The sequence below is a fragment of the Maribacter sp. IgM3_T14_3 genome, from assembly GCF_049603095.1.
Taxonomy (GTDB): domain Bacteria; phylum Bacteroidota; class Bacteroidia; order Flavobacteriales; family Flavobacteriaceae; genus Maribacter.
Map to the genome: position 1 here is coordinate 3,795,908 of NZ_CP187138.1, position 20,207 is coordinate 3,816,114.

General features: G+C 35.4%; 22 protein-coding genes. 8 read left to right on the forward strand and 14 right to left on the reverse strand.

Features of this window, described 5'->3' with window-relative positions; all coding sequences use genetic code 11:
• Positions 1-44: 44 nt before the first annotated feature.
• From ACPF9A_RS16945 to recF, 3 genes are read right to left on the reverse strand one after another with little or no spacing between them, the layout of a single operon-like run.
• Positions 45-341, reverse strand: coding sequence for a DUF721 domain-containing protein (locus ACPF9A_RS16945; RefSeq protein ID WP_423998703.1), 297 nt, complete (start codon positions 339-341; stop codon positions 45-47).
• On the reverse strand, positions 341-760 hold the full coding sequence (locus tag ACPF9A_RS16950; RefSeq protein WP_423998705.1) for a lipocalin family protein: 420 nt from the start codon (positions 758-760) through the stop codon (positions 341-343). Before ACPF9A_RS16950 ends, ACPF9A_RS16945 begins: the two co-directional genes overlap by 1 nt.
• Positions 760-1,839, reverse strand: a complete 1,080-nt coding sequence (gene recF, locus ACPF9A_RS16955) for a DNA replication/repair protein RecF (RefSeq protein ID WP_423998707.1) — start codon at positions 1,837-1,839, stop codon at positions 760-762. Before recF ends, ACPF9A_RS16950 begins: the two co-directional genes overlap by 1 nt.
• A gap of 123 nt (positions 1,840-1,962) precedes the next feature.
• Here recF and ACPF9A_RS16960 point away from each other — a divergent pair, with 123 nt between their 5' ends.
• From ACPF9A_RS16960 to ACPF9A_RS16990, 7 genes are read left to right on the forward strand one after another with little or no spacing between them, the layout of a single operon-like run.
• Positions 1,963-2,730 (forward strand): tetratricopeptide repeat protein, encoded by a 768-nt coding sequence (locus ACPF9A_RS16960; protein ID WP_423998709.1) that lies wholly within the window; start codon positions 1,963-1,965, stop codon positions 2,728-2,730.
• A complete protein-coding gene (ribH, locus tag ACPF9A_RS16965) occupies positions 2,730-3,212 on the forward strand; it encodes a 6,7-dimethyl-8-ribityllumazine synthase (RefSeq protein WP_423998711.1) in 483 nt (160 codons plus the stop codon). The genes ACPF9A_RS16960 and ribH overlap by 1 nt, the downstream gene beginning before the upstream one ends.
• A 60-nt stretch (positions 3,213-3,272) precedes the next feature.
• Positions 3,273-3,635, forward strand: a complete 363-nt coding sequence (locus ACPF9A_RS16970; RefSeq protein ID WP_423998713.1) for a riboflavin synthase subunit beta — start codon at positions 3,273-3,275, stop codon at positions 3,633-3,635.
• Entirely contained in the window at positions 3,635-5,482 is a 1,848-nt protein-coding gene (mutL, locus tag ACPF9A_RS16975) for a DNA mismatch repair endonuclease MutL (RefSeq protein ID WP_423998715.1), read from the forward strand. The genes ACPF9A_RS16970 and mutL overlap by 1 nt, the downstream gene beginning before the upstream one ends.
• Positions 5,483-6,226: a rhomboid family intramembrane serine protease gene (locus ACPF9A_RS16980; RefSeq protein WP_423998717.1), complete on the forward strand. Its 744-nt coding sequence runs from the start codon at positions 5,483-5,485 to the stop codon at positions 6,224-6,226.
• Between the two features lie 3 nt (positions 6,227-6,229).
• A complete protein-coding gene (locus ACPF9A_RS16985; RefSeq protein ID WP_423998719.1) occupies positions 6,230-7,108 on the forward strand; it encodes a rhomboid family intramembrane serine protease in 879 nt (292 codons plus the stop codon).
• Positions 7,109-7,119: 11 nt separating this feature from the next.
• Positions 7,120-8,142: an endonuclease/exonuclease/phosphatase family protein gene (locus ACPF9A_RS16990; RefSeq protein WP_423998721.1), complete on the forward strand. Its 1,023-nt coding sequence runs from the start codon at positions 7,120-7,122 to the stop codon at positions 8,140-8,142.
• On the opposite strand, the gene ACPF9A_RS16995 is transcribed toward ACPF9A_RS16990, so the two are convergent.
• From ACPF9A_RS16995 to udk, 9 genes are all read right to left on the reverse strand, one after another.
• Positions 8,132-8,443, reverse strand: coding sequence for a DUF6122 family protein (locus ACPF9A_RS16995; RefSeq protein ID WP_423998723.1), 312 nt, complete (start codon positions 8,441-8,443; stop codon positions 8,132-8,134). The genes ACPF9A_RS16990 and ACPF9A_RS16995 overlap by 11 nt on opposite strands.
• Positions 8,436-9,065, reverse strand: coding sequence for a WbqC family protein (locus ACPF9A_RS17000; protein WP_423998725.1), 630 nt, complete (start codon positions 9,063-9,065; stop codon positions 8,436-8,438). Before ACPF9A_RS17000 ends, ACPF9A_RS16995 begins: the two co-directional genes overlap by 8 nt.
• Positions 9,066-9,070: 5 nt before the next feature.
• Positions 9,071-10,762, reverse strand: coding sequence for a signal peptidase I (gene lepB / locus ACPF9A_RS17005; RefSeq protein ID WP_423998727.1), 1,692 nt, complete (start codon positions 10,760-10,762; stop codon positions 9,071-9,073).
• Between the two features lie 95 nt (positions 10,763-10,857).
• On the reverse strand, positions 10,858-11,559 hold the full coding sequence (gene dapB, locus ACPF9A_RS17010) for a 4-hydroxy-tetrahydrodipicolinate reductase (RefSeq protein WP_423998729.1): 702 nt from the start codon (positions 11,557-11,559) through the stop codon (positions 10,858-10,860).
• A 2-nt stretch (positions 11,560-11,561) separates the two neighbouring features.
• The gene (locus tag ACPF9A_RS17015) at positions 11,562-12,221 is read right to left on the reverse strand and encodes a DUF5683 domain-containing protein (RefSeq protein WP_423998731.1); all 660 of its coding nucleotides are present in this window, start codon (positions 12,219-12,221) and stop codon (positions 11,562-11,564) included.
• Entirely contained in the window at positions 12,214-13,122 is a 909-nt protein-coding gene (locus ACPF9A_RS17020) for a ParB/RepB/Spo0J family partition protein (RefSeq protein ID WP_423998733.1), read from the reverse strand. The genes ACPF9A_RS17015 and ACPF9A_RS17020 overlap by 8 nt, the downstream gene beginning before the upstream one ends.
• 11 nt (positions 13,123-13,133) lie before the next feature.
• On the reverse strand, positions 13,134-13,898 hold the full coding sequence (locus ACPF9A_RS17025; protein WP_423998735.1) for a ParA family protein: 765 nt from the start codon (positions 13,896-13,898) through the stop codon (positions 13,134-13,136).
• 189 nt (positions 13,899-14,087) lie between these two features.
• The gene (locus ACPF9A_RS17030; protein WP_133673608.1) at positions 14,088-14,420 is read right to left on the reverse strand and encodes an FtsB family cell division protein; all 333 of its coding nucleotides are present in this window, start codon (positions 14,418-14,420) and stop codon (positions 14,088-14,090) included.
• Complete coding sequence (udk, locus tag ACPF9A_RS17035) at positions 14,420-15,034, reverse strand: uridine kinase (protein WP_423998738.1); 615 nt, start codon at positions 15,032-15,034, stop codon at positions 14,420-14,422. Before udk ends, ACPF9A_RS17030 begins: the two co-directional genes overlap by 1 nt.
• Positions 15,035-15,141: 107 nt before the next feature.
• Between udk and ACPF9A_RS17040 the strand changes: the two genes are divergently transcribed.
• Positions 15,142-16,365 (forward strand): multidrug effflux MFS transporter, encoded by a 1,224-nt coding sequence (locus ACPF9A_RS17040; protein ID WP_424004509.1) that lies wholly within the window; start codon positions 15,142-15,144, stop codon positions 16,363-16,365.
• A gap of 143 nt (positions 16,366-16,508) precedes the next feature.
• Here ACPF9A_RS17040 and acs read toward each other — a convergent pair whose 3' ends face one another.
• Together acs and ACPF9A_RS17050 are read right to left on the reverse strand one after the other, a co-directional pair.
• Positions 16,509-18,416: an acetate--CoA ligase gene (gene acs, locus ACPF9A_RS17045; protein ID WP_423998740.1), complete on the reverse strand. Its 1,908-nt coding sequence runs from the start codon at positions 18,414-18,416 to the stop codon at positions 16,509-16,511.
• A gap of 71 nt (positions 18,417-18,487) precedes the next feature.
• On the reverse strand, positions 18,488-20,182 hold the full coding sequence (locus tag ACPF9A_RS17050; RefSeq protein ID WP_423998742.1) for a sodium:solute symporter family protein: 1,695 nt from the start codon (positions 20,180-20,182) through the stop codon (positions 18,488-18,490).
• Between the last annotated feature and the right edge of the window lie 25 nt (positions 20,183-20,207).

Sequence of the window (20,207 nt, forward strand, 5' to 3'; positions counted from 1 at the left end):
GTTCTTTAGAACTGGCTTTTTTTTTGTTACAATAGTAATATAGTTTATCTCAAAACTAGTTTTTTAACTACTTCTTTTCCTATTTCTTCATTGAGCATTCGTACAATTTTTGACTTCCCTAAACTTAATTCTTCGCGTAGTACAGAAGAACTTAATGATACGTAAAGGGTGTCGAATTTTAATTCAATTTCTGTCGTGTAATTGTTTACTCCGTTGCCCATAAGTTTAGCCCATGCAGTTCTTACATCTACTTTGTCCATTCCTTTTTCCAATTTATTCTTTTGAATAAATGCGGAAATTGCGTCTTTCATTGAAGTATTATCGTTGCCTCTGCTTGCCATTATCGAGTTATATTTATAGGTTCAAATCTGTTATATTGGTAAATGAGTCCGTCTTTGTTTTTTACAGAGAAACTTTCTTCCGATAGTTTGGTCAGTACCTCTTCCCAAGTGTTCGAATTGTTATTATAGCTCATGAAAATAGAATCATGCGATATTCTAATACGAAAAGGTTCTGCATCATTAGAGGTTTCAAAAGTACCATTGAATTTTGGGTCTACTTTTTTTCTGAATCCTGTGAGAAAATCTAATTGTATATAGTCAACGGTACTATTAATAGAATACTCTTTTTTTGCTCCGTCTTTAAAGGTAACCTCTTTTATTTCCCAATAGCCATTTAATAGGTGTAATTGATTTTTATCAACTTTAGAACTACAAGAGGCAAGAATTAGGAAGCTCAGAATCAGTAATTTTTTCATCATTACAATTTAAAGATTTTATAGGATTGATGAATTTTTTTAACAACACTTTCCGTTCTATCCGCATGGGTGTCACTAATAAAAATCTGTCCGAAATTTTCATCATTCACTAAAGTTATAATATGCGATACACGATGCTCATCCAACTTATCAAAAATATCATCTAAAATTAAAATTGGGGTAGTGTCATTTTGCGATTTCATAAAATGAAACTGTGCGAATTTTAAAGCTATTAAAAAAGATTTCTGTTGCCCTTGACTACCGAACTTTTTAATGGGGTGGTTGCTGATTTCAAAGCTAAGGTCATCTTTATGTATACCGACACTTGTATATTGTAGGGAGCGGTCTTTGTCTAGATTTTTATTTAACAGTGTAATTAAATCGTAATCTTTCAACTTACTATCGTAAGAAAGGGAGACATCTTCTGTATTTCCAGTGATAGATTTATATTGTTCTTGAAAAATAGGAATAAAAGCTTCTAAGAATGATGTTCTCTTTTTAAAGATTTCTGTGCCATAGGTACTCATTTGTTCATTGTAGACCGCTAAAGTATCTTTATTGAAAGTTCTGTTCGCAGCGAAATACTTTAATAGTGCATTTCTTTGCGAAACCACCTTATTGTAATTGATGAGGTTTTGTAAGTAGCTTTTATCTGATTGTGAGATAACACCATCAATAAATTTTCTTCGGGTATCGCTACCTTCTATAATAAGGTCTCTGTCTGCAGGTGAAATAATAACTAGCGGTAGAAGACCAATATGGTCGGCAAAGCGATCATATACTTTTCCGTTACGTTTAATAATTTTCTTATTGTTCATTTTTAGGCTACAAACAATTTTCTCTTCCTTGCCTTCTTTTTCAAAAGTACCATCGATTACAAAAAAATCTGATCCGTGACGAATGTTTTGAGAAGATACCGGGTTAAAGTAACTTTTGCCGAATGATAGGTGGTATATAGAGTCGAGAATATTCGTTTTTCCAATTCCGTTATCACCTACAAAACAATTTATTTTGGCATCGAACGTCAGTTCTTTTGCTTCAAAATTTTTGTAATTGATCAATGATAATTGTCTCAGCAGCATTAATAAAATCGGATTTAAAAATTGGAAGAATGTAAACTTGCTTAAAATATCCAAAAATAACGAATAAATACACTTTGCGATTTCAATAAAACCATTATTTTTGCGCGACCAATAAATTTATAGATGGCAACATATAAGAAAAGAGGATATAAACCAGAAACAAAAGCTGAGCAACAGGAATTTGACGAACAGGAAAGCACAACAGCTGAGGTTTTTAGTTCTTTAGATGAAGGAGCTTCTAGATCAGAAGAGTGGGTTTCTAAGAATCAGAATTTCATTTTAGGTGCTATTGGTGTTATTGCCATCAGTGTTTTGGGCTATTTAGCTTACAACCAATTTGTAGAGAAACCGAAGGAGTCTAGTGCAGCTAATGAGATGTACTACCCGCAACAATATTTCGACCAAGCATTGGTTGCAACAACTGCAAAAGACTCATTGTTTACTTTAGCATTAGAAGGTGCTGAAGGTAAATATGGTTTTTTAGATATTATTGAAGAATATAGTGGTACTAAAGCTGCTAACCTTGCAAATTACGGTGCAGGTATGTCATATTTGAATATGAACAATTATCAAGAAGCTATTACATATTTAGAAGATTTTAGCTCTGATGATGCTGTTTTAGGTGCTTTGGCAAAAGGTGGTTTGGGTGATGCTTTTATGCAATTAGACCAAGCGTCTGATGCTTTAGGTTACTACGAGGCTGCCGTAAAACATAGTGGTAACGAATATACTGCTCCTAGATTTTTATATAAAGCCGGTATTACTGCTTTAGAAATGGGAGATAAGGATAAAGCTTTAGGTTTTTTCCAAAAAATTAAAGACGATTTTCCAAAATCAGAAAATGCTGCTTCTATAGATGCTTTTATAGGTATGGCTAAAAGTGGAGAATAATGGCTACAATAAATAAAAATTTATCGGTTTACGATAAGGCAACAATCCCAAACGCGAACGGACTTCGGTTTGGGATTGTTGTTTCAGAATGGAATTCAGAAATTACAGAAGGGTTATGTTCTGGTGCTTTTGAAGCGTTACTTGATTGTGGTGCACAAGAATCTGATATTATACGATGGAATGTGCCTGGTAGTTTTGAGCTCATTTTTGGTTCAAAAAAAATGATCAATAGCCATAAACTTGATGCCGTAATTGCTATTGGTAGTGTTATACAAGGGGAGACCAAACATTTCGATTTTGTATGTGAGGCTACCGCTCAAGGTATCAAAGACTTAAATGTAACGACCAATGTGCCTGTTATCTTTTGTGTACTTACAGATAATAATATGCAACAAGCTATAGACCGTAGTGGTGGTAAGCATGGTAATAAAGGTACTGAAGCCGCTATTGCCGCAATAAAAATGGCAGTTTTAGGTAGTTAGTTGCCTTTTTAACAGCTCTATTTTCTTTTAATTATAAGAGTATTAGGTTAGTGTCTTAAGATGTTAACAAATTTTGGCATTGGTAACATGCCCTATTTTTCTATTTTAAGTAACTTTGGAGTTATGGGGATGTTGAGCAAAATAACGCGGTTACGAAAAAATAGGTCATTTGAATACAATCCTAGGTATTATGATGGTAAAGGAAAAGGCAATCCGTTTAAAATGGAACCTAAATTCGACCAATTTCGTAGTACTTTAAATACATCTCGCGGCTTAAAAAGGAAAATAAATAGTGCTATAGAGGACTCCAAAAGAAAAGGGGATCGCAATTTAAAAATCAGAATGATAATTATAGTTGCCGTTTTACTTCTTATTTTTCTTTACATAATCGATTTTGATCTTACAATCTTCTTTACTACATAATGGCAGATATTATTAGATTATTACCTGACCATGTAGCAAATCAAATTGCTGCGGGTGAAGTTGTACAGCGCCCATCTTCAGTGGTGAAAGAATTGGTGGAAAATGCCATTGATGCCGGTGCTACTGAAATACAATTGATTATTAAAGATGGTGGTAAAACACTAATTCAAGTGGTTGATAATGGTAAGGGCATGAGCGGTACAGACGCACGTTTAAGTTTTGAACGCCATGCTACTTCTAAAATTCAAAAAGCAGAAGACTTATTCAATTTACATACCAAAGGTTTTAGAGGAGAGGCTCTTGCTTCGATTGCAGCTATCGCGCATGTAGAAATGCTTACCAGAACTGAAGATGATGATATTGGTACGAAGATTAAAATCGAAGGGAGCAAAATTGTAAGTCAAGAAGTTGTAGTTGCCCCTAAGGGTACCTCAATGTTGGTTAAGAATCTTTTTTTTAATATCCCTGCTCGTCGAAATTTCTTAAAATCTGATCAAGTAGAATTTAGGCATATAACCGATGAGTTTCATCGAATTTCATTGGCGCATCCGCAGGTAGCGTTCAATTTTTATAATAATGGCAGCGACGTTTTTCAATTACCGGCTACCGATTTTAGAAAACGTATCGTTCATATTTTTGGTAGAAAAACCGATGAGAAGTTAGTGCCTGTTGATGAAGAAACTCATGTAGTTAAAATTTCAGGGTATATTCAAAAACCTGAATTTGCCAAAAAAAGTAGGGGAGAGCAGTTTTTCTTTGCCAATAATAGATTTATAAAGAGTCCGTATTTGCATCATGCCATTTTAGGTGCTTTTGAAGGGGTCATTAGACCGGGAACGCATCCAGGTTATTTTTTGAATTTAGAGGTTGATCCAGGTACTATTGATATTAACATACACCCAACAAAAACAGAGGTTAAGTTTGATGACGAGCATACGCTTTATGCTATGCTAAAGTCGACGGTAAAGCATAGTTTGGGTCAATTTAATGTTGCTCCTGCTTTAGATTTTGAGCAAGATTTAAATTTAGATACTCCGTATTCCTATAAAAATAAACAGGTTGGTATTCCTCAAGTTGTCGTTGACTCTTCGTTCAACCCTTTTGAAACTGTACAACCGTCGAGAGGTAATTCTGTTGGTGGTTATTCTAAACCAAAAGTAGATGGGTGGGAGAGTTTGTATGCTGGCATCGAAACTAATGTAGAAACCGGTGCGAGTCATTTAGAGTTCGAGTCAGAGGTTGTTAACAGTAGTATTTTTGATAATGAGAAAGATACAGTAGAACATACGACCACTACATTTCAGTTACGTAAAAAGTATATTATAACGACTATAAAATCGGGTATGGTGGTTATAAATCAAAGTAGGGCGCATCAACGCGTGCTTTATGAGAATTTTTTAAAGAATATTACCATCAAAGAGGCTGTCAGTCAGCAATTACTTTTTCCGTTGTCGTTATCTTTTTCGCCAGGGGAAATAAACATTCTTAAAGAGATTAAAGAGAATTTATGTACTGTCGGTTTTGTATTCGGTGAAATTGCCGAAGACGGAGTAGAAATTTCTGGTGTACCTGTACTGGTTGTTGAAAGTGAAGTGCAGATGATAATGGAGCAACTAATTTCTGATTTTCAACAAGAAATACCAGGCGATAGTTTCTCGCAAAGTGATATGCTGGCAAAAACATTGGCAAAAACATTATCGGTTAAAACAGGTGAGACCTTAGACGAGTTTTCTCAAGTGAAATTAGTGAATGATTTATTCGCTTGTAAAGAATCGACCTTGAGTCCGTTTAACAAAAGAGTATATGTTACTATTACAGAAAATGATATTGAACGAAAATTTATATAGATGGGAAGATTAACGGAAACAATAAAGCACTTACTTATTATAAATGTGCTGTTTTTTATAGCTACGCAAATGTATGGCGAGCAAATGTACGAGTGGTTTTCTTTGTACTTTCCTAAAAACGATCATTTTCAGCTTTGGCAGATATTAACTCATATGTTCATGCATGGTGGGTTTATGCATATTCTATTTAATATGTACGCGCTTTGGGCATTTGGTACACCATTAGAGCGTATGTGGGGTAGAAATAAATTTTTGTTTTTCTACATTTCAGCAGGTTTGGGGGCTGCATTAATTCATATTGGGGTTAATTATTATTACTACAATGCAGGAATGAGTGCTTTGGTAGATGCAGGGATTTCTGAAAGTAGTATTTTAGAAATTATAAATAGTGGACAGTATAATACAGAGTGGTACACCATTGCTGGGAAAGATACTATTGATAATTTTTTAGCGGCTTTCAATACACCAGTGGTTGGGGCATCAGGAGCTATTTATGGTATTTTAGTGGCATTCGGAATGTCTTATCCGAATAGTGAATTATTTCTTATGTTTTTGCCTGTTCCTATAAAAGCTAAATATTTCATTCCTGTTTTAATTGGGTTAGATTTGTTTTCCGGAGTTACGGGGTATAGTTTATTCGGTCAGGGTATAGCGCATTTTGCCCACGTAGGTGGTGCCTTATTCGGATTCTTAATGATGTGGTACTGGAAGAAAAATCAGTTTAATAAAAATAGGTGGAACTAAATTATGGCTCAACCAGATTTAAAATATCAGTTTAGTAGGTTAAATATTGCAGAGAAACTTATTGCAGTCAATGTAGTGGTTTTTATTGTAAATGCTTTGATACCCTTTTTACTGGGCATACCAAAAAATAGCATTGTTCAATGGTTCGAGCTAAATAATGATATTGTTGATATCGCTTTTCAGCCTTGGTCAATTGTTACCTATTCATTTTTTCATGGCGGTATCGGACACTTGTTTTGGAACATGTTGATGATTTATTTTGTTGGGCGTATTTTTCTAAACTTATTTGATGCCAAACGATTTTTAAACGTTTATCTACTCGGTGTTATTTTAGGCGGATTATTCTTTGTGTTAGGATATAATATTTTCCCTGCATTTTTTGATACGAATGCAGCTCTAATTGGTGCATCAGCTGGTGCAAGTGCTGTTTTGATATTCATCTGTACTTATTTGCCTAATCAAGAAGTTAGGGTCATATTTTTCAATATCAAACTCTGGATGGTTGGTGCTGTGCTAGTTTTAAGCGATTTAATTCAATTGCCTATTAGTAACTCTGGCGGACATTTAGCTCATTTAGGTGGTGCATTTCTGGGGTATTTATATGCTAGTCAATTATTGAAAGGAAACGATATTGGATCCGGATTTTCTAGGTTTATGGATAGTATAGCGAACCTTTTTAGAGGTTCAGAGAAGAAAGCACCCATGAAAACGGTTTATAAAAATAAAACTACTGCTGCAAATGCATCATCAGCGGCCGATTATGATAAAAAAACGCATCAAAAGAAGATTGATGCTATTCTAGATAAAATAAGTAAGTCTGGTTATGAAAGTCTTTCAAAGGCTGAAAAAGACTTTTTGTTTAAAGCTGGTAAAGAGAATTAAGCATGAAGAAAATGTCTTTTTTTAAAAAGTTCATGTTATTCTTAAACGTGATAGTTGCCTTCAGTTTATTTTTAGCTTGTATAGTACCTTATACATCTTCTGCAAGTTTAGCCTTTATTAGTTTAACGGTGCCAGCTTTGGTTATAATCAATATGCTATTTTTTTTGTATTGGTTATTAGGTAAGAAGATATACCTATTGCTATCTCTTTCAGTATTGGTTTTCGGTTACTTTACACTCGGATCTTTTATCGCGTTTAATGGGCGGTCAAACACTATTGCTGATTCTGAAACTATTTCATTGTTGAGTTATAATACCTTGGGCTTTCATAGCAAGTATCAAGTTGATTGGGAGAAAATAACTAGTCCTGAAGTTATTGAATTTGTCGAGGGTGAAAATCCTGATATCATCTATTTTCAGGAATTTGAGCCCCACTATGTTAAGGGTGATATGTTGAAAAGCTATCCGTATTTAGCAAATAAATTTGAGGTTGGTGATGATGAATCGAGTAAAGATTTGGCAATTTATTCCAAGTTTAAAATTATCAATAACGGTGAGTTAGATTTTCCTAATACTTACAATGAGGGCATTTATGCTGATATTGTTTTCAAAAAAGATACGATTCGTTTTTATAATCTGCATTTAGAGTCTTTAAGTATTAGACCAAATTACTTCAAAAAAGAGCGCTCAGATAAGTTATTTGTTCGACTTAGAGATTCTTTTGATAAGCAGCAAAGGCAATCAGATATCGTTAGAAATCATATTGATACGAGTCCTTACCCTGTTATTGTTGGTGGTGATTTTAATAATACCCAGTTCTCAAAAGTGTATTTTAATATTAAAGGAGATTTAAACGATAGCTTCTTAGAATCGGGGCATGGCTACGGAGAAACCATTAAATTCTGGAAATTTCCCTTTAGAATAGATATGATTTTGGGGGACCCTAGTTTTACTTTTTTATCTCATAAAAATTATAAAATCGATATATCTGACCATGAACCCATCATGGCAACATTTAAACTACCTAGCGAATAAAGTAGCAATCGACCGTATCAGCTAAAATGTGTATGAGCAATGCTAAACCTATAATTCGTGTCTTCTTATAAGCGAATAACAGCATGTAAACGCCGACTGCCCAATAGGTATGTAAGGGGTGAAAATTGATACTACATCGATTTGGGTCGAACATAGGTGTTGCTAATACATGATCGATGTCAATTAAAATACCTGATAAAAGTATAACGGCTGCCCATAACCTATTTTCCTTATAAAAATAAATAGCTATTATAATGGGTACTATAAAATGTATTCCATAATGTGCTATGAATCTAATCATTGTCAGCGGCTATAAACTCGTGTTTTAGATATTCTATACTATTAGGCCCTAAGTTGAATAAGAGATCTAATATGCTCAAATTAGGAGTAAACCCATGTCTATCACCGAATACTTGAGTATAGGATTCTATATTTAGTTGAGGGGTAAACTTAGCGCTTATTAAAAACCTAAAGTCTTCTTTGCCTTCAGGGTTCGTCTCATATGCAAGAGTTTTTTCTGTAGGCATTTCTAGCTGCAGACATTCAAATATAGTCTCTATAGTCTTTAAATTATAGTCAAGCAGCTTTTCGTAAGGTTGGTTATAAAGTCCTTTAATTTCGTCTTCATAAAACTCAAAAAAAGGCGATGCTCTATAGGCTGTTTCTAGCGTACGCCAATGCTGTCGTTGCCAAGGATAAGAATTGTCTATTAGAACATCTTTATATTTTTGTCTGCCATTTGCTCTACCGGCATGAATGATAGGTATACTTAATATATGTTTACCTCTGTCATTAGAAATATATGATCTGTTTCTAAACGTCTGTTTTTGATAATGATCATTTACTTCCCAACAAATTGGGTGGTGCATAATATAGCTGAACGTAAGTATATTCGGAAAATAAGAGGGATGAATTAATTTCACTTTTTTTACTTTTTACGTTTCCAAAACCAGTTACCTACAAAATAGGCTACTAAAAGTATTAAGAAATACTTAAAATAAGATTGTGGTTCTCCGTCGCCATTCACTGTCGTGAATATACGATCCCATCTTGGTCTCCAGTTGCTAATACCTTCCGTAAAATTATCAAAACTCATCCATATGAAAATAGGTGTTCCGACAATATGGTTTTCTGGCACATAACCCCAAGCTCTACTATCTTCAGAGTGATCTCTATTGTCACCCATCATCCAAAAATAATCTTGTTTAAAAGTATAGCTGGTAGCTGGCGCCCCATTAATGCTAATTTGATTGCCAGAAACAGAGATTTCATTCTCTTCGTACTCCTTTATTATCTTTTTATATAGAGGAAGAACTTTTAGGTTTAAGTTTACTGTGGCTCCCTTTTGAGGAATGTAAATAGGCCCTAGTTGACTATAGTTCCAAGGGTAATCGGGACTCTGAGGAAATAAGTTGATGCCTCTTCTGCCTTTTTCCGTAACTATTTGAACTACAGAATCTATATCAGGATTTTTTCTTAGTGAAGAAACCATATCGGCTGTTAGTGGCACAGTACGTTTTCTATCGGTTATCTCTTTTAATGCTAGTCTATATTTAGATATCACATTTGCAGGTATACCTGATGCTTTTGTGCCTAACTCTAATTGACCGTTCTCAGATTGATTAAAGCCTATTAAATAAGGTCTTAATCCATTTACCTGATCCTGATTCAGCGGACTTGATTGGTATTTTCTAGTATAATCGGCAATGCCCAAATTACCAAGAGTTCTAGACGAAACCCCTTTGGAGCTATAGATATCGTAGTCGAACTGTGGTTTAGCGCTTTTTGGTAATTCTAATTGCTTTCCATTTATAAAAACGTAACCATTTCGAACCTCTAAAGAATCGCCTGGCACACCGACACAGCGTTTTACATAGTTCGATTTTTTGTCTATTGGTTTGTCAACACCTTTTTCTTTTTTGAAAAATACACGAACGGTATCGGCAGGCCAACTGAAAACTACAATATCGTTTCTTTCTACTTTGGTAAAGCCTGGTAATCTAAAGTAGGGTAGTTGTGGTTTTTTCAAGTAAGAAGGAATTCCTAAGCCTGGTAATGTATCATGTACCATTGGTGCGGCAACTGTTGTCATCGGCGTTCTGGCACCATAATGAAACTTACTTACGAAAAGAAAATCACCAACTCTTAAGGTGCGTTCCAATGATCCCGTAGGTATCACATATGGTTGTATAAAATAGGTATGTACTAGTGTGGCTGCAACAACAGCAAATAAAATGGAACTGACCCATTCTCCTGCGGCAGTTTTCGGGTGTAAAGAACGGTCTTCAACGTATTTAACATCAAGTGTGTAGTTCACGTAGTAAATGTAAAGACCAAGTGTTAATACAACGATCCATGTTTCTAATTTACTATTTCTGCCAAAGCTTCTTATGGTTTCTACCCATATTACCGGGAACATCAATAAGTTGATAATGGGTATGAATAATAATATAACCCACCATTTTGGTCTATTGATGATTTGCATTAAAACTATTGCGTTGTAAACAGGTATTGCTGCTTCCCAAGCTTTTCTTCCTGCCTTTACGTAAAGTTTCCAAGTACCTAAAAAATGTATTACTTGTACAATGAGAATAAAAATAATCCATTGAGTGCCGTTCATATTCTTTAATTTTTATTGAAATAGTATGAATTTTTTTGATGCTATTTAAGTCATCAATAATTCATGAGTCTTAAAGATTGTTTTTTGTTACGTTTTTAACCTAGGTTTAACACATCTCTCATAGAGAAAACGCCTGTTTTGCCAATGATCCATTCAGCTGCGGTTACCGCGCCTAAGGCAAAACCTTCTCTGTTGTGAGCAGTATGTTTTATCTCAATACTGTCAACAATACTATCATAGGCTACGGTATGTGTACCAGGTACCGCACCAATTCTTTTTGATGTAATTTTTAGAGTTTCTTTAGATGCACTGTCTAATTTCCATTGCTTGTAATTAGAGTTTGCAATAACACCTTCTGCTAATGTTATGGCTGTACCGCTGGGGGCATCTAATTTTTGAGTGTGATGTATTTCTTCTAATTCTACATTATACTCTGGTAGATTTTGCATCATTTTTGCCAAGTAATTATTCAACTCGAAAAAAATGTTTACTCCTAAGCTAAAATTAGAAGCATATATAAATGCTCCTTTTTTTTCATTACAAAGTGTAATTGCATCATCGTATTTATCTAACCATCCAGTGGTACCTGATATTATAGGTACATTGTTATCTAAACATTTGGTGATATTACCGAAAGCTGCTTCTGGCATACTGAAGTCAATAGCAACATCCATAGTGCTAAAATCAATATTTTCAGAATTTTCGTCTATTTTGGCGACAATTTCATGACCACGTTTTAGAGCTACTTGCGCTATCATCTGTCCCATTTTTCCGTATCCGAAAAGTGCGATTCTCATTCTTAAAATTTTATAATTAAGGCCATTCCGTAATTAGGGCTGTTGGTTACCTGATTAAAATCAAAATAAGGCTCAAAGTCTATACTCAGGTCATCGTCAATATTGAATTGTTGTAAATGTGCGTCAACGTTGGCATCTACTATATTCAACGCATATAAAGCGATTGCGGCAACTAACCAAAGATCACGGTCACTCTGATAACGTTCTTGTTGATATTCGAGATCGTCTGTATCTAAATCTGGATCAGCACCAATGGCGTTATCTCCATTTATATCATAATATTCGTCATCTGTAAAACCAGCTTGTCTTCTTATAAATGCAGTTCTAAAACCTTTATATAGATTGTTGTTATATGAATACATATAGGCACTACCGCCAATAAGTCCCCAAGCAATAGGTGCTTTCCAATAGCGTTTGTTGTAAATTTGACCGGCACCGGGTAAAATTGCAGAGTAAAATGCAGCTTTACTTGGTGCTAATGGATTGAATTCTTTTTTAGCTTTTTTGAAGGAAACGGAATCTTTAAAAACGATACCTTTTTTTGCAAGGTCGCCCTGTAAACTATCTATTTCAGTTTTAGGAATAGAATCTTTCTCCTCTTGAGAAAAGGAGAAATTAATGAATAATAATAATGTACTAAATAATGAAAGATAGCTACGCACCTGTTATCAATTTTTTGATACGGTCAAATTCCTCTTGAGACTTAAATGGTATGGTTATTTTTCCTCTTTCGTTATCAGTAGATTTTATATCCACTTTTACCGATAAGGCATCTGTAAGCTCTTTAATACCCTTACGTACAAAAACAGAAGCTTCTTTTTGAGCTGGCTTTACTGTTTCTTGCATAGGCACATCATCAGCATGATACGCTTTTACAGCACTCTCTGTTTCTCTAACAGAAAGATTGTCAAATATTATTTTTTCGTAAAGAGAAATTTGATCTTGCTTTTTGTCAATATTAACTAAAGCTCTACCATGCCCCATACTTAAAAAGCCATCGCGCATACCTGTTTGTATAATTGGGTCTAATTTCAACAACCGCAAGTAATTGGCTATTGTTGACCGTTTTTTACCAACACGCTCACTCAATCTTTCTTGCGTAAGATTAATTTCGTCTATAAGACGTTGATAAGAAAGTGCAATTTCAATGGGATCTAAATCTTGTCGCTGTATATTTTCGACCAACGCCATTTCTAATGACTCTTGGTCATTAGCAATACGAATATATGCTGGTATGGTGTCTAGACCTAAAAGTTTAGATGCACGATATCTTCGTTCTCCAGATACTAATTGATACTCGTTGAAACCTAATTTTCTTACGGTAATAGGTTGAATTACACCAAGTTCTTTAATAGAGGCAGCTAATTCTTTTATGGACTCATCATTAAAATTAGAACGAGGTTGAAACGGATTCACCTCAATGTGTTCTAAATCAAGTTCAATAATATTACCAACTACTTTATCTGCATTTTTATCTGATGCCGTATTTATATCATTATCGGGGTCTTTTAAAAGAGCCGAAAGACCTCTACCTAAAGCTTGTTTCTTTGTCGCTTTTGCCATACTTAAACCGTCTACTTATTTTTTTTGACTATCTCGTTAGCCATGTTCAAATAGTGAGTTGCTCCTTTACTGGCAGCATCATATTTGATTATACTTTCTCCATAACTAGGAGCTTCACTTAATCTTACATTACGTTGAATTACAGTTTCAAAAACCATATCTCCGAAATGCTTTCTTACTTCATCAACTACTTGGTTCGATAATCGCAACCTAGAATCGTACATGGTCAACAGCATGCCCTCAATATCCAAATCGGGATTGTGCAATTTCTGAACACTCTTAATTGTATTCAATAATTTACCTAATCCTTCTAATGCAAAATACTCGCATTGAATTGGTATAATTACCGAGTCTGCAGCTGTTAATGCATTTAAGGTCAGTAACCCTAATGATGGTGCGCAGTCAATTAATATGTAATCGTAATCTTTTTTAAGGTCTATAATAGCCTTTTTCATCATGTATTCACGCTCCTCTTTATCTACCAATTCTATTTCAATGGCAACAAGATCGATGTGTGCAGGAATAAGGTCTACATTTGGGGAAGTTGTCGGTATAATAGTTTCCCTCGCGGTTCTGGTATGTTCCATCAGTTGGTATGAACCTAGTTCAACACCATCTACATCAATACCTAACCCAGAAGTTGCATTTGCTTGGGGGTCAGCATCGATTAATAAAACCTTTTTTTCCATTACACCTAAAGAGGCAGCTAAGTTAACTGTAGTGGTAGTTTTACCTACGCCTCCTTTTTGATTGGCTATAGCAATAATCTTGCCCATGTTCAAAGTAAGTTAGGTGGTAAAAATACAATTATTTATGGGGCTAATGAAAGCTTTTTGTTAACACTAAGTGAATAAGCGCCGAGTTTTTATTAATTAAGCGTTAAACTTTTAATTATGAAATGGTTAAGTCGCTGATTATTGTGTAGTATGTAGAAAGTGTAAAACTTATTAAAATGATATTAAAAACTATTCTTTATCCTTCAGTTTTAGACTATCCTCGTATTCGATAAGGTAAATTTCTTCGTTCTTTTTCTTTAGGTAGTATTCCTCTCGAGCAAAGCGCTCAAGCTCATCTTCATCAGATAATTTTTCAATAATCTTTTTATCCCTAGCTATTTCATCCTTTAAGAAATCTTGGGTTTTCTCTAGTTTCTTTATTTCCTTTCTTAATTCTAGATGAATTAAAAGTGAATTGGTATCAAAAAAAAGCATCCAAACAACAAAAACGGACAGCACCAATACATACATATTGGTCATGATTTTGAACCATTTTTTTTGTTTTAAATCTTTGAATGCCATTATTCTTGCATGATTTTTTCGTTGATGATACTCTTTACAATTTCAACGGCAACGGTATTGTATTTATTATTCGGAATTATAATATCTGCGTACTCTTTTGTTGGCTCAATAAATTGCTCGTGCATTGGCTTAATTACAGATTGGTATTTTTCTATAGTTTCATCTAAATTCCAGCCTCGTTCGTTTACATCTCTTTTTAATCTTCTGATCAGTCTTTCGTCGGTATCTGCATGTACGAATATTTTTATATCGAACATTTTACGAATGGCAGAGTTGGTCATAATTAAAATACCTTCTACGATGATAACTTTGGTAGGGTGCGTAAGTATGGTCTTTGCAGTTCTATTGCACTCTAAAAATGAATATACCGGTTGCTCTATAGATTGTCCGTTTCTAAGAGCAATTAAATGTTGTTCAAGAAGTGCAAAATCTATTGAACTTGGGTGGTCAAAGTTTGTTTTTCTTCTTTCTTCCAGCGATAAATGCGATAGATCGTTATAATAAGAATCTTGTGAAATTACCCCAACTTCTTCATTTGGTAATTCATTTATAATTTGATTTACTACAGTAGTTTTTCCACAACCCGTTCCACCGGCGATACCTATAATCAGCATACAATTCAATTTATTGCAAAAGTACATATTTGAATTTCAAAAAACCCCAAACTCAAAAATCAACTTTTAATAACATGGCATGAATTGTTAAGCCTTATTTTTGCATGATGCAGAATGAACAGGTAAAACCGAATTTTGAGTTTGTTGCCCTAATGGCTTCTTTAATGTCGATTGTTGCGTTAACTATTGATGCAATTTTACCGGCGATAGCCGATATTGGTATTTCTATAAATAGTCTAAATCCCACACAGAATCAATTATTGGTAACCATGATTTTTTTAGGTTTGGGAGTAGGGCAGTTGTTCTTTGGTCCGCTATCAGACAGTCTTGGTAGAAAGCCAATTGTTTACTTTGGTTTTACCGTTTTTTTGGTTGCAAGTATTATTTGTTTGTTAGCCCCAAATCTCGAAATTATGCTGGTTGGGCGTATATTACAGGGTGTAGGCCTATCGGCTCCAAGAACTATAAGTATTTCTATTATTCGAGATACCTATCGCGGCGATTATATGGCGAAAATAATGTCATTCGTAACTGCATTTTTCATTCTCGTACCAGTAGTGGCACCAGCTATAGGTAAAGCGGTTATGGGGTATACCGGGTGGCAAGGTATCTTTTATTTACAGTTATTTTTTGCTTTATTAGTGGGGATCTGGTTTTATAAAAGACAAGAGGAAACATTGAAGCCCGAATACAAAGTGCCATTCTCGTTTCATGTATTTATAAAAGGTACTAAAGAAATATTTAAATATAAAGAGACGGTTTCTTGTACCATGATTTCAGGATTTATTACTGGTTCTTTTTTGGTCTATTTAAGTTCTGCTCAACACGTTTTTGAGGAGCTTTACGGACTCACGGAAACATTCCCTTATGTATTTGCAGGGTTGGCACTTTCTGTCGGATTTTCAACCTTAATGAACGGTACATTAGTATTGCGTTTCGGTATGCGAAATTTATCGTTCACTGCTTTGGTTGCTTTTACTTTCATAGCTTTATTATATACTGTATTGTTTTTCGGATCTAAAGACCCCAGCATTACTATTTTACTGATATTTCTTTCGCTTCAGTTTTTGTGCTTAGGATTTATTTGGGGGAATATGAGATCTATTGCAATGGAACCTATTGGGCATATTGCGGGAATAGGTGCAGCGATTACCGGATTCATCTCTACCATTCTTTCTATACCTATATCTATATTCGTGGGTAGCTTTATTCAAGATTCGGTTTGGGCACTTTTTGCAGGTTTAGGTGTCTGCGGACTCATATCTGTAGTGCTGTTTATGGCCTTTAAAACGCGACCTCTTTTTGCTAGTAATCGTGCATTTACAAATTAAGTATAGAATTTTATTTTTGTAAATTTCAAAGAGCAGTCTTATTTATAATCTAAGTTTTTTATGCAAAACAAAAATCCATCAGACTCATGGTTAAATGATTCTGATGGATTTTATCTTATTCTTCTTGAGAATTGAATACGCTGTTATAAAGAATTATCCATAATTTCTTGAACAATTTCAGGATTAAGTAAAGTACTTGTATCCCCTAAATTACTAGTATCGTTACTGGCAATTTTACGAAGAATTCTACGCATAATTTTACCGCTACGTGTTTTAGGAAGTCCGTTTACAAACTGAATCTTATCTAGTTTAGCAATAGGACCAACATGTTCTGTAATCTGCTGATTAATTTCTTTTCTTAGATTATCGCGATCTCTACTTTCTCCTGTTTCCTTTAAAATAACATATCCGTAAAGTGCATTTCCTTTTACATCATGAGGAAAACCTACAATAGCAGATTCCGCTACTGCTGGGTGTTCATTGATAGCATCTTCAATTGGTGCAGTACCTAAATTATGACCAGATACAATGATGACATCATCGACACGACCAGTTATTCTGTAGTATCCTACGGCATCTCTCAAAGCGCCATCACCTGTAAAGTACATATTTTCATAAGCTGAAAAATAGGTTTCTCTATAACGGTCGTGATTTCCCCAAATAGTTCTGGCTATTGATGGCCAAGGGAATTTAATACATAAACGACCTTCAACTTGGTTTCCTTTTATCTCTTTTGCACTTTCATCCATTAAGGCTGGTTGAATACCAATAAATGGAAGTGTTGCGTAGGTAGGGGTGGTAGGGGTTACATACGGAATAGGGGTAATCATTATACCGCCAGTTTCGGTTTGCCACCACGTATCTACGATTGGACTGTTCTTTTTACCCACATTATTATTGTACCAATGCCATGCTTCTTCATTTATGGGTTCGCCCACTGATCCTAAAACCTTGAGGCTAGATAAATCATATTTTTCAACGTATTCTAAATTCTCTTTTGCCAATGCTCTAATTGCTGTTGGAGCAGTATAAAATTGGTTTACTTTATGTTTTTGCACCACATCCCAAAAACGACCAAAATCTGGGTAGGAGGGAACGCCCTCAAACATCAAAGTCGTTGCACCGTTTGCTAACGGTCCGTAAACAATATAGGAGTGTCCGGTAATCCACCCAATATCGGCAGTACACCAATACACATCATTCTCTCGATATTGAAAGACATTCTTAAAAGTATATGCCGTATACACCATATAACCAGCGGTAGTATGTACCATTCCCTTTGGAGTACCTGTGGATCCTGAAGTATATAGAATAAATAACGGGTCTTCAGCATCCATAATTTCGGCTACGCAATCTGCATAAGCTTCATCAAGCAATGGTTGTAGCCATTTATCTCTTGTTGGCTCCATATGAATATCAGAACCTGTACGATTTACGACCAAAACATTCGCTACGCCAGGGCAACCCTCTAGAGCTTTATCTACAATACCTTTTAAATCGATTGATTTGTTACCACGAAAAGATCCGTCTGATGTCAATACAATTTTACAGTCAGAATCATTGATACGTGTTGATAGTGCATGTGATGAAAACCCTGCGAATACTACAGAATGAATAGCTCCAATACGAGCACATGCTAAAAGAGCTACTGACAATTCAGGAATCATCGGTAAATAAATACATACACGATCCCCTTTTTTAACGCCATGGTCTAATAAAACATTGGCCATACGACAAACGCGCTCGTGTAATTGCCTATAGGTAATATGAAGTGCTTCTTCATTTGGATTGTTAGGTTCGAATATGATTGCCGTTTTTTCGCCTCTTGTTGGTAAATGACGATCTAAACAGTTTTCGGTAATGTTCAATTTAGCACCTTCGAACCATTTTATTTCGGGCTTCTTAAAATCCCAACTAAGCACATTGTCCCAGCGCTTACGCCAAACAAAATGTTCTTCGGCAATTTCTTCCCAAAACGCTTCAGGATTACGGACCGATTTTCGATAGACTTGATAATACTCTTCGAGATGTTTAATGTGGTAATTACTCATGCTATGCGTTAATTTGATATGCAAAGGGTGTTGAATACCTTTGATTGTTGTTGAATGTTGATTTGTTTCTATTAATGGCCTGTGGCTTCACCTGCACCGCTGGGTATTCTAATATTTTCTACAATTTCTTGAACATCTTCTGGTGGCTCTGGGGTAAATTTTAAAACAATAATTGCTACAATAAAGTTAGCAATCATAGCGATACTACCAAACCCTTCTGGCGAAATACCGAACCACCAATCTGCCGGGGTTCCACCACCGAACCAGCCGAATTTGAACTTGGTCATATAGAATAACATAAGAACGATGCCGACAACCATTCCGCTGATGGCTCCTTCTTTATTCATTTTTTTATAAAAGATACCGAGAACAATAGCAGGAAAGAACGATGCCGCTGCCAAACCGAATGCCAGTGCTACCACGGCAGCTACAAATCCAGGCGGATTTATACCAAAATAACCTGCGATAACTACAGCAACTGTTGCTGCGCCTCTAGCTACCCATAATTCTGCTTTGTCAGAAATATTCGGTTTAAATACTTTCTTCACTAAATCATGAGAAACCGATGCCGAAATAACTAATAACAGACCTGCCGCTGTCGAGAGTGCTGCTGCCAATCCGCCAGCTGCTACCAGGGCAATTACCCAAGCTGGTAAATTTGCAATTTCAGGATTCGCCAATACCATAATATCATTATCTATGGTTAACTCGTTTTTAGCTTTGTCGGCTACATATTGAATTTTACCATCTTTATTTTTATCTTCAAAAGATAGGAGTCCGGTTTCTTCCCAATTTTTGAACCAAACTGGCATACTAGTATACTCTTCGTTGCTAACAGTGTTAATAAGATTGGTCTTCGCAAATACAGCAACAGCTGGTGCCGTAGTGTATAGAATAGCAATTAACAGTAATGCTAATCCGGCAGATTTACGAGCGTCTTTTACTTTTTTAACAGTAAAGAATCTAACGATTACATGTGGTAAACCCGCTGTACCTACCATTAAGGCTAAGGTAATGGCAAAAATATCTGTTATTGATTTTGAACCATCGGTATATTCATTGAATCCTAGTTCAGTTGATAATCCGTCTAACTTATCTAATAAAAATGTACCAGAACCGTCATTCAAAGTTGATCCCATGCCTAACTGCGGAATAGGGTTTCCGGTCATTTGAATAGAAATAAAGATTGCGGGAACCATAAAGGCAAAAATTAAAACACAATACTGAGCTACTTGTGTATAGGTGATGCCTTTCATTCCGCCTAGAACAGCATAAAAAAGAACGATAATCATACCTATAATTACACCAGTGTCAATGTCTACTTGTAGAAATCTTGAAAATACTACGCCAACACCACGCATTTGCCCTGCCACATAAGTAAATGATACAATCAAAGCGCAAATTACAGCCACAATACGTGCTGTTTTGGAATAGTATCTATCACCTATAAAATCAGGGACTGTGAATTTCCCGAATTTACGTAAATAAGGTGCTAAAAGTAAGGCTAGTAATACATAGCCACCTGTCCAGCCCATCAGATAAACAGAGCCGTCATAGCCAGCAAAAGATATAATTCCTGCCATGGAAATAAATGATGCTGCGGACATCCAATCGGCTGCAGTTGCCATTCCGTTTGCAAGTGGTGAAACTCCGCCACCGGCAACATAAAAATCTTTTGTGGATCCAGCTCTTGAATAAATCGCTATTCCTATATAAAGGGCGAAGGTGAGTCCTACTAAAATATACGTCCAGGTTTGAACACTCATAATGTGGTTTTTTGGTGGTTGATGG

Coding starts and splice junctions, on each gene's coding strand:
- ACPF9A_RS17050 (WP_423998742.1), bottom strand. CDS start 20,182: ATGAGTGTTCAAACCTGGACGTATATTTTAGTAGGACTCACCTTCGCC.
- ACPF9A_RS16980 (WP_423998717.1), top strand. CDS start 5,483: ATGGGAAGATTAACGGAAACAATAAAGCACTTACTTATTATAAATGTG.
- ACPF9A_RS17030 (WP_133673608.1), bottom strand. CDS start 14,420: ATGGCATTCAAAGATTTAAAACAAAAAAAATGGTTCAAAATCATGACC.
- ACPF9A_RS16990 (WP_423998721.1), top strand. CDS start 7,120: ATGTCTTTTTTTAAAAAGTTCATGTTATTCTTAAACGTGATAGTTGCC.
- ACPF9A_RS17025 (WP_423998735.1), bottom strand. CDS start 13,898: ATGGGCAAGATTATTGCTATAGCCAATCAAAAAGGAGGCGTAGGTAAA.
- lepB (WP_423998727.1), bottom strand. CDS start 10,762: ATGAACGGCACTCAATGGATTATTTTTATTCTCATTGTACAAGTAATA.
- ACPF9A_RS16945 (WP_423998703.1), bottom strand. CDS start 341: ATGGCAAGCAGAGGCAACGATAATACTTCAATGAAAGACGCAATTTCC.
- ACPF9A_RS16970 (WP_423998713.1), top strand. CDS start 3,273: ATGTTAACAAATTTTGGCATTGGTAACATGCCCTATTTTTCTATTTTA.
- ACPF9A_RS16985 (WP_423998719.1), top strand. CDS start 6,230: ATGGCTCAACCAGATTTAAAATATCAGTTTAGTAGGTTAAATATTGCA.
- acs (WP_423998740.1), bottom strand. CDS start 18,416: ATGAGTAATTACCACATTAAACATCTCGAAGAGTATTATCAAGTCTAT.
- ACPF9A_RS16960 (WP_423998709.1), top strand. CDS start 1,963: ATGGCAACATATAAGAAAAGAGGATATAAACCAGAAACAAAAGCTGAG.
- ACPF9A_RS16995 (WP_423998723.1), bottom strand. CDS start 8,443: ATGATTAGATTCATAGCACATTATGGAATACATTTTATAGTACCCATT.
- ribH (WP_423998711.1), top strand. CDS start 2,730: ATGGCTACAATAAATAAAAATTTATCGGTTTACGATAAGGCAACAATC.
- recF (WP_423998707.1), bottom strand. CDS start 1,839: ATGCTGCTGAGACAATTATCATTGATCAATTACAAAAATTTTGAAGCA.
- mutL (WP_423998715.1), top strand. CDS start 3,635: ATGGCAGATATTATTAGATTATTACCTGACCATGTAGCAAATCAAATT.
- ACPF9A_RS17040 (WP_424004509.1), top strand. CDS start 15,142: ATGCAGAATGAACAGGTAAAACCGAATTTTGAGTTTGTTGCCCTAATG.
- dapB (WP_423998729.1), bottom strand. CDS start 11,559: ATGAGAATCGCACTTTTCGGATACGGAAAAATGGGACAGATGATAGCG.
- ACPF9A_RS17020 (WP_423998733.1), bottom strand. CDS start 13,122: ATGGCAAAAGCGACAAAGAAACAAGCTTTAGGTAGAGGTCTTTCGGCT.
- udk (WP_423998738.1), bottom strand. CDS start 15,034: ATGCTGATTATAGGTATCGCCGGTGGAACGGGTTGTGGAAAAACTACT.
- ACPF9A_RS16950 (WP_423998705.1), bottom strand. CDS start 760: ATGATGAAAAAATTACTGATTCTGAGCTTCCTAATTCTTGCCTCTTGT.